This is a genomic window from Massilia terrae (assembly GCF_024753145.1).
Lineage (GTDB): Bacteria > Pseudomonadota > Gammaproteobacteria > Burkholderiales > Burkholderiaceae_D > Telluria > Telluria terrae.
Map to the genome: position 1 here is coordinate 1 of NZ_JANUGU010000011.1, position 12,113 is coordinate 12,113.

9 protein-coding genes are annotated in these 12,113 nt (G+C 64.7%); 6 read left to right on the forward strand and 3 right to left on the reverse strand.

The genetic code is table 11. The features are described 5' to 3' along the window. The first annotated feature begins 133 nt into the window (after positions 1-133). A complete protein-coding gene (locus NX778_RS22670) occupies positions 134-460 on the forward strand; it encodes a hypothetical protein (RefSeq protein ID WP_258814076.1) in 327 nt (108 codons plus the stop codon). A gap of 282 nt (positions 461-742) precedes the next feature. On the opposite strand, the gene NX778_RS22675 is transcribed toward NX778_RS22670, so the two are convergent. Both NX778_RS22675 and NX778_RS22680 read right to left on the reverse strand, forming a co-directional pair. Then, positions 743-2,179 (reverse strand): DHA2 family efflux MFS transporter permease subunit, encoded by a 1,437-nt coding sequence (locus NX778_RS22675; protein WP_258814077.1) that lies wholly within the window; start codon positions 2,177-2,179, stop codon positions 743-745. Between the two features lie 89 nt (positions 2,180-2,268). Further along, positions 2,269-2,823 (reverse strand): acyloxyacyl hydrolase, encoded by a 555-nt coding sequence (locus tag NX778_RS22680; RefSeq protein WP_258814078.1) that lies wholly within the window; start codon positions 2,821-2,823, stop codon positions 2,269-2,271. A 123-nt stretch (positions 2,824-2,946) separates the two neighbouring features. Between NX778_RS22680 and NX778_RS22685 the strand changes: the two genes are divergently transcribed. Continuing rightward, a complete protein-coding gene (locus NX778_RS22685; RefSeq protein ID WP_258814079.1) occupies positions 2,947-3,846 on the forward strand; it encodes an NAD(P)-dependent oxidoreductase in 900 nt (299 codons plus the stop codon). 123 nt (positions 3,847-3,969) lie between these two features. Here NX778_RS22685 and NX778_RS22690 read toward each other — a convergent pair whose 3' ends face one another. Further along, entirely contained in the window at positions 3,970-5,163 is a 1,194-nt protein-coding gene (locus NX778_RS22690; RefSeq protein WP_258814080.1) for a M20 aminoacylase family protein, read from the reverse strand. A 149-nt stretch (positions 5,164-5,312) separates the two neighbouring features. Here NX778_RS22690 and NX778_RS22695 point away from each other — a divergent pair, with 149 nt between their 5' ends. From NX778_RS22695 to NX778_RS22710, 4 genes are all read left to right on the forward strand, one after another. Continuing rightward, positions 5,313-7,394, forward strand: a complete 2,082-nt coding sequence (locus tag NX778_RS22695; RefSeq protein ID WP_258814081.1) for a molybdopterin-containing oxidoreductase family protein — start codon at positions 5,313-5,315, stop codon at positions 7,392-7,394. Between the two features lie 6 nt (positions 7,395-7,400). Next, positions 7,401-8,516 (forward strand): aminopeptidase, encoded by a 1,116-nt coding sequence (locus NX778_RS22700; RefSeq protein WP_258814082.1) that lies wholly within the window; start codon positions 7,401-7,403, stop codon positions 8,514-8,516. Positions 8,517-8,688: 172 nt separating this feature from the next. After that, positions 8,689-10,371 (forward strand): long-chain-fatty-acid--CoA ligase, encoded by a 1,683-nt coding sequence (locus NX778_RS22705; RefSeq protein ID WP_258814083.1) that lies wholly within the window; start codon positions 8,689-8,691, stop codon positions 10,369-10,371. Between the two features lie 28 nt (positions 10,372-10,399). Continuing rightward, a complete protein-coding gene (locus tag NX778_RS22710) occupies positions 10,400-12,094 on the forward strand; it encodes a long-chain-fatty-acid--CoA ligase (protein WP_258814084.1) in 1,695 nt (564 codons plus the stop codon). Positions 12,095-12,113 lie beyond the last annotated feature (19 nt).

A 12,113-nucleotide genomic window follows, 5' to 3' on the forward strand; every position in this document is an offset into this window, starting at 1 on the left:
TCTCTCCAGCCCACACGCTAATCGTCAGCCGACTCCTACGACGAAATGGCGGGGAGTCTGATACTGCCTCACCGCTACCACGGCCATGATCCCCTCTGGGGCGCCGATCGGCGCCAGGTCATGGGAGGACGACATGGGTTCGAAACTGAAAGGCCGGGCAGCCGGCTTCGGGAAAGAAAAAATTGTGCCGGTCGCGGAGGGTAGCCTGCAGTCGCGCGCGCCAGGGAGCGGCCCGGGACAGAATCAACAGCGCCAGACCGGGTGGCTTGGCAATCGCCAGGTGGCCAATATGGGACAGAATGGTAGCCAGTATGCTGGCAATGGCTCGGTGCAATCAGGTTGGAGCGCCCGCCAGCAGGCGCAGCGCATGCAGGCGCGCGCCGAGAATGACCGCCAGGGCCTGAATCGCCAGTCAGGTTACGGCGGCCTGGAGCAGAGGCACAAGATGGGGAATCGCTAGCCCTGCCATTGCGCAGGGATACTTCTCGACCGAAATTTTCTAGTTTCGGCATCTTTCCCACGCACGCGGGGAACCCATTTTGTTTGTGCAGCCGAGCACGCGAAACGGGGCCCCGCCTCTCCGCGGGGGCGACGGAAACTTAATGTTCATGTAGCCAGATGATTGCGCGGTGAGTTGTTGAGCTGGAATCTTGCTTGTTTGGACGACCTGACCCCAGCAAAAAGAAGCGGATTTGGCGCGGTAACTTGAATAGAAAGGTCAACGAGCGCGTCGCCGGCAAGCTCACTGCGCTGCCGACGTCGACTCTTCCTCCACGCGCGGCCCCGGCCCTTTGCTGATGCTCTCGCCATCATTACGCCGCAGGCCCCAGAACATGGCCGACGACAGGATCGTCATCACCGACAGCGCCAGGAAAGCGTGGTGCAGCGCGCTCGTCACCAGCGGTTGGTTTGATTGCGGCACATTGCCCAGGAACCAGGCCGTGATCAGCGAGCCCGCCGCCAGGCCAAAGCTCATCGACAACTGCTGCAGCGAGCTCGAGATCGTGCTGGCCATGCTCGTGTCCTTGCCCTCGACATCCGCATACGCCAAGGTATTCATGCTCGAAAACTGCAGCGAATTGAAGAAACCCTGCAGCAGGCCGATGCCGATGATCACATAGCTTGGCGTGCTAGGCCCCACCAGCGAAAACAGGCCGATGGTCAGCCCAATGCACACGGTGTTCACCACCAGCACTTGCCGGTAACCCAGCTTGCTCAACACGCGCGGCGCGATCAGCTTCATGCCCATCGCCGCCGCCGCGGTCGGCATCATCAGCAGGCCCGAATGCCAGGCCGGCAAGCCCAGGCCGACCTGGTACAGCAAGGGCAGCAGGAAGGGCATGCCGCCGACGCCGAGCCGCGTCAGGAAGCCGCCCAGCACTGAGATGCGGAAGGTGCGAACCTTGAACAGCGCCAGCCGCAGCAAGGGATACTTGCGATTCGCGGCATGCCAGGCATAACCGCCCAGCAGCGCCACCGACATCGCCAGCATCAGGATCTCGGTGACCGGCTCGACCGTGTGCTCGCCGAAGATTTCGAGCAGCCACGACAGGATCGCAGTGCCCGTGCTGAACAGGATCATACCGACCACATCCAGTGGCCGCTTGTCCTGTCCGTGATAGTCCGGCATGAAACGGTGCACCAGGTACAGCGCGACCAGCCCCACCGGCACATTGATGAAGAAGATCACGCGCCAGCTGACGAGGTGGACGATGACGCCGCCCACCGTCGGCCCCAGCAAGGGCCCGATCAGCGCCGGGATGATGACGAAGTTCATCGCCCCCAGCAGCTCGGACTTGGGGAAGGTGCGCACGATAGCGAGGCGTCCGACCGGCATCATCAGCGCGCCGCCGATGCCCTGCAACAGGCGCGCGACCACCATCATCGGCGCGTTCAGCGACAAGCCGCACAGCACGGAAGCGAAGGTGAAAATGGCGATCGCGCTGCCGAACACGCGGCGCGTGCCGAAGCGGTCCGCGATCCAGCCGCTGACCGGGATGCCCACGGCCAGGCTGAGGATGTAGCTGGTGACAACGGACTTCAGGCTCAGCGGCGTGACATGCAGGCTGGCCGCGATGCTGGGAACGGCGGTATTGACGATCGTTGCGTCCAGCTGCTCCATGAACAGGGCAGTGGCGACGATCCACGGGAGATACTTCTTGACTGTGCTGCTATCCAAACTATCCCCTTCGCATGAAGGGCGCACGGGTGGCGCGCCCTCCACGATTTTCACACAAAGGCGAAGAAGACGATGTCAAGACGCCTCTATCAGAACGGACGCGCGACGCGCAGGACCGCCCAGTTCACGCCGCTGTTCGGATGCTTGATGCCACCGTTCGAATAGTGCTGGATGCGGACGCTGACGTCCCATTTGTTTTGCAGCACATAACCGACGCCGATGTGGTCCGCGAATTCGTACGCGGTCGACAGGCGGTTGCTCGCGTTGTCATACAGCTGGGAGAACACGCTGGCGCCGATGCCGGCCTCGCCATACAAGCCCAGCTTGTCGTCGGCCTGGTAGCGGAACACCGGCGTGATGCCGACCACCCACAGGTTCTGGTGATGGTCGTGCATCGACTTGTAATCGGTGCCGTGCCAGAACGCCAGGTTGGCGTCCCAGTAGCCGCCCAGGTGGTAGCCATTGGACGGCAGCCAGCGCACATTCCAGTCCTTCTGCACGGCGGCGCGCACCATGTAGACCTGGTCACCAAACCCGCCTTCGACCGAGGCCGAATCCAGCCAATTCTGGGCCATGCCGGCCTGCGACACCATCAGTGCGGCCACCGCAGCCGCGAATTTTGCGATTTGAGTTTTGGAGATCATGGTTCTTTCTTTTTGGATTGCGCCGACGGCGTCGGCTTGCGCGGCTTATTGTACTGTTCATGGCCGATCCGCGCTGCGGGCGCCTGGTTGTTAGAATCGTACAGGTGAACAAAGGAGACCACGATGACGCTGCCAACCCTCGCATTCCTCGGCATTGGTTTGATGGGCAGGCCCATGGCGGCGCGGCTCGCGCATGCCGGATTTCCCCTGCGCGCCTGGAACCGCAGCGCGGACAAGGCCGATGGGCTGCGCGCGCTTGGCGCCCAACCCTGTGCGGACCTGCATGAGGCCGTTTCAGGCGCGGCGATCGTCATTTCGATGCTACAGGCCGGTCCCGCCGTCGCGGAAGTGATCGAGCATGCCTTGCCGGCCCTGCAGCCGGGCGCGTTGTGGATCGACATGAGCTCCACGCGGCAGGACGAGGCCGTCGCTTTCCAGCAGCGCCTGGCTGAACGGCAGGTGCGCTTCATCGACGCACCCGTGTCGGGCGGCGTCGGCGGCGCGGAATCGGGCAAGCTCGCGATCATGGCAGGCTCGGCCGAGGCGGATTTCCAGCAGGCCGAGCCGGTGCTGCTGGCGATGGGCAATCCGGTGCGCGTGGGGCCGGTCGGCAGCGGCCAGGTGTCGAAGCTGTGCAACCAGCTGATCGTCGGCGCGACCATCAATGTCGTGGCCGAAGCCTTGCTGCTCGCCGAGGCTGCGGGTGCCGACCCGGCGGCGGTGCGCGAAGCCATCGGTGGCGGATTCGCCGGCAGCAAAATTCTTGAGGTCCATGGCGCGCGGATGCTGGCGCGCGATTTCATGCCGGGAGCGCAGGTGACGATCCAGCTGAAGGACCTGCACAACATCCTGGCCGCAGCGAGGGGCGCACATTTGACGCTGCCGTTTGCGGAGCTGGCGGAGAAGCGCTATGAGTCGCTGGCCAAGGATCTGGGCATGGCAGACCACAGCGCCGCGCTGATTGCGCTGGAGCGCGATAACCCGGGCAAGCGGCTGGGGGACCTGCCGGACAGGCTGCCCTGACTCCAACGTCGTCCCGGCGTAGGCCGGGACCCATGCTGAGTATGCAGGCCTGCGGCGTTCTACTGCGGCCGTGCACGCGGTCTATGGGGCCCGGCCTGCGCCGGGACGACGGTTTGAAATTAACTAAGCGGCAGGCAAACTCATCTCCGCCAGCTTCACCCAATAACTCGCGCCGATCGGCAGCAGCTGGTCGTTGAAGTCATAGCTGGCATTGTGCAGCTGGCACGGCCCGAGGCCATGCCCGGCCATCCGATGATCGCCCTCGCCGTTGCCGAGGAAAACATAGCACCCCGGCTTATCCTGCAGCATGAACGCAAAGTCCTCCGCCCCCATCGAAGGCTCGACGTTTGCATCCACATTCGCCGCTCCCACCACCGCCTTCATCGCTTCCACCGCGAACGCCGTTTCCTTCGCGTGATTGACCAGCGGCGGATAATTGCGCTCGAAGCGGAAGTCGACGCTGGCATTGAACGCCGCCGCCACACCTTCGGCCAGTCCCTTCATGCGATCCTCGATCAGGTCCAGCACCTTGGTCGTGAAGGTGCGCACCGTGCCGATCATCACCGCCTCGTCCGGAATCACATTGGTCGCGCTGCCCGAATGGATCTGCGTGATCGACAGCACCGCCGTATCCAGCGGATTCTTTTCGCGTGAGATGATGGTCTGCCAGGCCTGCGCGATCTGCACCGCCACCATGATCGGATCGACGCCACGGTTCGGCTGCGCCGCATGCGCGCCCTTGCCTTTGACGACCACGCGGAACTCGTTCGACGACGCCATCATCGGCCCCGCCACCACGCCGAACTGGCCCACCGGCAGGCCCGGCCAGTTGTGCATGCCGTACACCGCCTCCATCGGATACTTCTCGAACAGGCCATCTTCCATCATGCGCCGCGCGCCGCCGCCGCCTTCCTCGGCCGGCTGGAAGATCACGTACACCGTGCCGTCGAAGTTGCGATGCCGCGACAGGTAATGCGCCGCGCCCAGCAGCATGGCGGTGTGGCCATCGTGGCCACACGCATGCATCTTGCCCGTGTGGCGCGATGCGTGCTCGAAAGTGTTCAGCTCCTGCATCGGCAGCGCGTCCATGTCGGCGCGCAGGCCGATCGCACGCGGCGAGCTGCCGTTCTTGATGATGCCGACCACGCCCGTCACGCCCAGCCCGCGCACGACCGGGATACCCCATTCGGTCAGGCGGGCGGCGACCACGTCGGCGGTACGTTGTTCTTCATAGCACAGTTCGGGATGCGCGTGGATGTCGCGCCGGATCTGCTGCAGCTCGCTTTGAAACGCGACGATAGGTTCGACCAGGTTCATGTACGTCTCCAATTCATTACGGCTCTGTCATGCCATTTGAAAAACTATTGTAAGCCCTCTCATCCGGTCTGATCCAGCGGACTCACAATCGCGTCCGGAATCGTATAAAGTATTGGTTTCTCGAAGCTTTTTCCCTTGGAACTGCTCCCATGTCCATCACACAAGTCCGGGCCGCCTGCCCACACGATTGTCCCGATACCTGCGCCCTCCTGGTGACTGTCGAGGACGGCGTGGCGACGGAGGTGAAGGGCGACCCGGAGCATCCCACCACGCAGGGCGTGCTGTGCACCAAGGTGTCGCGTTACATCGAGCGCACCTACCATCCGGACCGCATCCTGCATCCGCTGCGCCGGGTCGGCAAAAAAGGCGAGGGCAAGTTCGAACGCATCAGCTGGGACGAGGCGCTGAACGAGATCGCGGCGCGCCTGCACAACATCGCGGCGCGCGACCCGCAAGGTATCTTGCCTTACAGCTATTGCGGCACGATGGGCCTGGTGCAGGGCGAGACCATGTCTTCCCGTTTCTTCAACAAACTGGGCGCGTCCTTGCTGGAACGTACCATTTGCGCGACAGCCGGCGCGACGGGTTACAAGTACACCGTTGGCGGCTCGATGGGCACCGACCTCGAGCATTTCCAGGATGCCAAGCTGATCCTGATCTGGGGCGGCAACCCGATCGCATCCAACTTGCATTTCTGGACTCGAGCGCAGGAAGCCAAGCGCCGGGGCGCCAAGCTGGTCGCGATCGATCCCTACCGTTCACTGACCGCAGAAAAGTGCCACCAGCACATCGCCCTGCTACCCGGCACGGATGCCGCGCTGGCGCTGGGCATGATGCACGTGCTGATCGCCGAAGACCTGCTCGACCACGACTACATCGCCCGCCACACGCTCGGCTTCGAGCAGCTCAAGGAGCGCGCGGCCGAGTGGACGCCCGAGCGCACCGCCGCCACCTGCGGCATCACGGTCGACGAAGTGCTCAACCTGGCGCGCGAATACGGCGAGACGGCGCGCCGCCATGAACCGGTGGCGATCCGCATGAACTACGGCTTGCAGCGCGTGCGCGGCGGCGGTATGGCGGTGCGCAGTATCGCCTGCCTGCCGGCACTGATCGGCGCCTGGCGCCACGCGGCCGGCGGCGTGCAGCTGTCCACCTCCGGTTCCTTCCCGTCCAACAAGGTCAAGCTCTACCGCGCCGACCTGCTGGCCGGCCGCACGCCGCGCACCATCAATATGGTCACCATCGGCGACGACCTGCTGCGCGAGGCCGCGCCCGATTTCGGCCCGAAGGTCGAAGCCGTCATCGTCTACAACTCGAACCCGGTCGCGGTCGCGCCGGATTCGTCGAAAGTGCAGCAGGGCTTTGCGCGCGAGGACCTGTTCACCGTGGTGCTGGAGCACTTTGCGACCGACACCGTCGACTACGCCGACATCGTGCTGCCCGCCACCACCCAGCTGGAACACGTGGACGCGCACTGGGCCTACGGCCACCTGTACATGATGGCCAATAACGCCGCCATCGCGCCGATGGGCGAAGCCAAGTCCAACGCCGAGATTTTCCGCCTGCTCGCGCAGCGCATGGGCTACGACGATCCGTGCTTCCACGAAAGCGACGAAGAGCTGGCCGCACAAGCCTTCGACAAGACCCACCCGCGCGCGGTTCATTTTGATTGGGAATCGCTGAAGCGCCGCGGCTGGCAAAAACTGAACATGCCGGACGCGCCCTTCGCCGAGGGCGGTTTCCCGACCCCGTCCGGCAAGTGCGAGTTCTATTCGAGCCAGATGGCGGCCGACGGCCTCGATCCGCTGCCAACCTGGATTCCGCCTTATGAATCGGCCGCGTCCAATCCCGCGCTGGCCGAAAAATACCCGCTGGCGATGATTTCGCCACCGGCCCGCAATTTCCTCAACTCGACCTTCGTCAACGTGCAGAGCCTGCGCGCCACCGAAGGCGAACCGCACCTGGATATTCATCCCGGTGATGCTGCTGCTCGCGGAATTGACCACGGTGATATGGTCCGGATCTTCAACGATCGCGGCTCCTTCACCGCCAAGGCCCGCGTGACGGACAAGGCGCGTGCCGGCCTCGTGGTCGGCCTGTCGATCTGGTGGAAGAAGCTCGCCAGCGACGGCAAGAACGCCAACGAAGTGACCAGCCAGCGCCTGACCGACATGGGCCGCGCGCCAACCTTCTATGACTTACTGGTGCAGGTCGAAAAAGCCTCACCCTGACGCAACATGAAACGCTCCAGCTTTACCCGGACGATCCGCAGCCTGCTGGCTGCGGGCGTGGCCGCAGGCATGCTCGCCGGCTGCTCCACCCTCGGCTACTACAGCCAGGCCGCGCAGGGCCAGTTCGAACTCCTGACCGACGCCAAGCCGATCGACGACTGGCTGGCCGATCCCAACACCAATCCCAAGCTGCGCCACCGGCTCGAAGTGGCGCGCCAGATCCGCACCTATGCCGTCAAGGAGATGGCGCTGCCGGACAACAAGAGCTACAAGAACTACGCTGCCCTGCATCGGCCCTTCGTGCTGTGGAACGTGGTCGCCACGCCCGAGCTGTCGCTCAAGCCGCTCGAGTGGTGCTTCCCGATCGCCGGCTGCGTCAACTACCGCGGCTACTACAACAAGGACGCCGCCGAGGACTATGCGAAGCAGCTGCGCGCCCAGGGTGACGACGTCGAGGTCGGCGGTGTGCCGGCCTATTCGACGCTGGGCTGGTTCAGCGACCCGCTGGTGTCCACCTTCATCAACTACCCGGACGGCGAACTGGCGCGCCTGATCTTCCACGAGCTGGCGCACCAGATCGTGTACGTGCCGGGCGATTCGCAGTTCAACGAATCCTTCGCCAGCACGGTCGAACAGGCCGGCGTGGAGCGCTGGCTGGCCGCCTTCGGCAACCCGGCCATGCGCGAGGCTTACGCCAAGTACAGCGAACGCAAGAAGGACTTCCTCGCGCTGCTGCTCAAGTATCGCCAGGAGCTAGACGAGACCTACAAGTCGTCGATCCCGGACGAGGCCAAGCGCCAAGCCAAGGCCGCGCTGTTCGCGCGCCTGAAGGACGACTACCAGGGCCTGAAGGCGAGCTGGGGCGGCTATGCCGGCTACGACCGCTTCTTCGCCTCGCCGCTGTCGAACGCCCACTTGGCCTCGATCGCGACCTACAACGACTTCGTGCCGGCCTTCCGGACCCTGCTGGCGCGCGAACAGGGCTTCCCGGCCTTCTACCGCGCGGTCAAGCGCATTGCCGCCCTCGACCGCGACGAGCGCCACCGCGTCCTCAAGAAGCTTGGCGCCGCCGACCTGCCGGCCCTCCCCGCGCTGCAGCGCACCATCGACGCCTCCCGGTAGAGGATCCTCTCCAAACCCGGCAAAAGCGCTTGCGCGGGCGCGCCCGGCCCGATAGCATCACAGCAGACATAGCAAAGCTGCAAAGGCATCCGCACGTCGTGCCGGTGCCTTTTTTGCCGGGCCCTGCGCTTGCGGCCCGCGACGATAACTACATTCGAGACAGAGGCGCCCGATGGACAAACTGTGGCTCAAGTCGTACCCGCCCGGAGTACCCGCCGAGATCAATCCCGACCAGTACGGATCGCTGGTGCAGCTGCTGGACGAAGCGTTCCAGAAGCACGCCGGCCGCGATGCCTTCGTCTGCATGGACAAGCGCATGAGCTTCGCCGAGCTCGATGCGCATTCGAAGCGCATGGCCGCCTGGCTGCAAAGCCGCGGCATGGCCAAGGGCGCGCGCGTGGCGGTGATGATGCCGAACGTGCTGCAGTACCCGATCGCGATCGCGGCCATCCTGCGCGCCGGCTACGTGGTGGTCAATGTCAATCCGCTGTACACCGCGCGCGAACTCGAACACCAGATCAAGGACTCTGGCGCCGAAGCCATCATCGTGCTGGAGAACTTCGCGCACACCGTGCAGCAGGTGCTCGGCAAGACGCCGCTGCGCCACGTGGTGGTGGCCAGCATGGGCGAGATGCTGGGCGGCCTGAAAGGCATGCTGGTCGACTTCGTGGTGCGCAACGTGAAGAAGCTGGTGCCCGATTTCGCGATCCCGAACATGGTGCGCTTCAAGGACGCGCTCAGCCAGGCCGGCAAGATGCCGTTCACCGCGCCGCAGATCGCCTCCGGCGACATCGCCTTCCTGCAGTACACCGGCGGCACCACCGGCGTCTCGAAAGGCGCCACGCTCACCCACCGCAACGTGGTCGCCAACGTGCTGCAGATGGAGGCCTGGGCCGCGCCCTCGATGACGCGCGAGCCGGTGCTGGAGCAGCCGGTCATCGTGTGCGCGCTGCCGCTGTACCACATCTTTGCGCTGACGGTTTGCGCGCTGTGGGGCATGCGTTCCGGCTCGCTCAACCTGCTGATTCCGAATCCGCGCGACATCCCCGGTTTCGTCAAGGAGCTGCGCAAATACCAGGTCAACCTGTTCCCGGCCGTGAACACACTGTACAACGCGCTGCTCGGCCATCCTGATTTCCAGCAGGTCGATTTCTCGGGCCTGCGCATGTGCATGGGCGGCGGCATGGCGGTGCAGCGCGCCGTCAACGACAAGTGGCAGCAAGTCACCGGCACCCACATCACCGAAGGCTACGGCCTGTCCGAGACCGCGCCGGTGGCCACTGCCAACCGCTGCGACCTGCCGGTCTTCACCGGCACCATCGGCCTGCCGGTGTCGTCGACCGACATCGCGATCCTCGACGACGATGACAAGGAAGTCGCGCTCGGCCAGCCGGGCGAGATCGCGATCCGCGGCCCGCAGGTCATGGCCGGCTACTGGAACCGGCCGGACGAAACCGCGAAGGTGATGACCGCGGACGGCTACTTCAAATCCGGCGACGTCGGCGTGATGGACGAGAACGGGTACGTCAAGATCGTCGACCGCAAGAAGGACATGATCCTGGTCTCCGGCTTCAACGTGTACCCGAACGAGCTGGAAGGCGTGATCGCCGCGCACCCGGGCGTGCTCGAATGCGCCGTGGTCGGCGTGCCGGACCAGCACTCGGGCGAAGCGGTCAAGGTGTTCGTGGTGCGGCGCGATCCGCACCTGACGGCGGAGCAGCTGATGGAGTACTGCAAGCAGCAGCTCACCGGCTACAAGAAGCCCAAGTACATCGAGTTTCGCGACGAGCTGCCGAAGACCAACGTCGGCAAAATCCTGCGCCGCGCGCTGCGCGAAGAGGCCCAGCCGGCCTGATTTGGAAGACTGACGAGAAGGGACGAGGATGGAAAAGATTTGGCTGAAGGGCTACCAGGAGGGCGTGCCGGCGGAGATCGACTGGACGCAGTACCGGTCCCTGACCCACCTGCTGGAGGAATCCTTCCGCAAGTATGCCGACCGTCCGGCCTACGCCTGCATGGGCAAGACCATCACCTATGCGGACCTGGACCGCATGTCGCAGCAGATGGCGGCCTGGCTGCAAAGCCGCGGCCTGTCGCAGGGCGCGCGCGTGGCGCTGATGATGCCGAACGTGCTGCAGTATCCGGTCGCGATGGCTGCGGTGCTGCGCGCCGGCTGCACCATCGTCAACGTCAATCCGCTGTACACCCCGCGCGAACTGCTGCACCAGTTGGTGGACTCCGGCGCCGAAGCCATCGTCGTGCTGGAGAACTTCGCGCACACGCTGGAAGAGGTGATCGCGCAGACGCCCACCGTCCAGCACGTGGTGGTGGCCACGATGGGCGACCTGCTCGGCACGCTCAAGGGGCCGGTCGTCAACTTCGTGGTGCGCAATGTGAAGAAGCTGGTGCCGCGCTTCGAGCTGCCGGGCGCGGTCAGCTTCAACAAGGTGCTGGCCGACGGCGCGCGCATGAAGCACACGGCCGTCAAGCTGGGGCACGACGACATCGCCTTCCTGCAGTACACCGGCGGCACCACCGGCGTCTCGAAGGGCGCCGTGCTGCTGCACCGGAACGTGATCGCCAACGTGCTGCAGAACGAGGCCTGGCTCAAGCCGACCATGGAGAAGGCCGGCGGCCAGCTGCAGTTCGTGTGCGCGCTGCCGCTGTACCACATCTACGCGCTCACCATCTGCGCGCTGATGGGGCCGCGCACCGGCGGCATGAACCTCCTGATCCCGAACCCGCGCGACATCCCGGGTTTCGTCAAGGAGCTGTCGAAGTACCGCATCAACATCTTCCCGGCCGTGAACACGCTGTACAACGGGCTGCTCAACAACGCCGAATTCGCGAAGCTCGACTTCTCCAGCTTCCTGGTCTGTAACGGCGGCGGCATGGCGGTGCAGAAGGCGGTGGCGGACAAGTGGCTGGCGCTGACCGGCACGCCGATCGTCGAAGGCTACGGCCTGTCGGAGACCTCGCCGGTGGTGACGGCGAACCGCTGCGACATCAAGGAATTCACCGGCACCATCGGCCTGCCGCTGCCGTCGACCGAGGTGGAGATCATCGACGACAACGGCAACGTGGTCCCGTTCGGCCAGCCGGGCGAGATCGCCGTGCGCGGCCCGCAGGTGATGGCGGGCTACTGGAAGCGCGATGACGAGACCGCGAAGGCGATGACGGCCGACGGCTTCTTCAAGACCGGCGACATCGGCATCATGGACGAGCGGGGCTACACCCGCATCGTCGACCGCAAGAAGGACATGATCATCGTGTCGGGCTTTAACGTGTATCCGAACGAGGTGGAAGAAGTGGTGGCGGCGCATCCGGGTGTGTTCGAGGTGGCTTGCGTGGGCGTGCCGGACGAGCACTCGGGGGAGGCGGTGAAGCTGTTCGTGGTGCGCAAGGACCCGAACCTGACGGCGGAGGCGCTGATGGCGTGGTGCCGCACGGAGCTGACCGGATACAAGCGCCCCAAGTTCATCGAGTTCAGGGATTCGCTGCCGAAGACGAATGTGGGCAAGATCCTGCGGCGCGAGCTGCGGGACGAGAAGCCCGCGGCGCCTGCGCCCGCCCACTAGCCGCTAAACCGTCGTCCCC

Excerpts from the sequence above, each read along its gene's own strand:
- NX778_RS22680 (WP_258814078.1), bottom strand. The coding sequence starts at position 2,823 with ATGATCTCCAAAACTCAAATCGCAAAATTCGCGGCTGCGGTGGCCGCA.
- NX778_RS22695 (WP_258814081.1), top strand. The coding sequence starts at position 5,313 with ATGTCCATCACACAAGTCCGGGCCGCCTGCCCACACGATTGTCCCGAT.
- NX778_RS22705 (WP_258814083.1), top strand. The coding sequence starts at position 8,689 with ATGGACAAACTGTGGCTCAAGTCGTACCCGCCCGGAGTACCCGCCGAG.
- NX778_RS22685 (WP_258814079.1), top strand. The coding sequence starts at position 2,947 with ATGACGCTGCCAACCCTCGCATTCCTCGGCATTGGTTTGATGGGCAGG.
- NX778_RS22690 (WP_258814080.1), bottom strand. The coding sequence starts at position 5,163 with ATGAACCTGGTCGAACCTATCGTCGCGTTTCAAAGCGAGCTGCAGCAG.
- NX778_RS22710 (WP_258814084.1), top strand. The coding sequence starts at position 10,400 with ATGGAAAAGATTTGGCTGAAGGGCTACCAGGAGGGCGTGCCGGCGGAG.
- NX778_RS22700 (WP_258814082.1), top strand. The coding sequence starts at position 7,401 with ATGAAACGCTCCAGCTTTACCCGGACGATCCGCAGCCTGCTGGCTGCG.
- NX778_RS22670 (WP_258814076.1), top strand. The coding sequence starts at position 134 with ATGGGTTCGAAACTGAAAGGCCGGGCAGCCGGCTTCGGGAAAGAAAAA.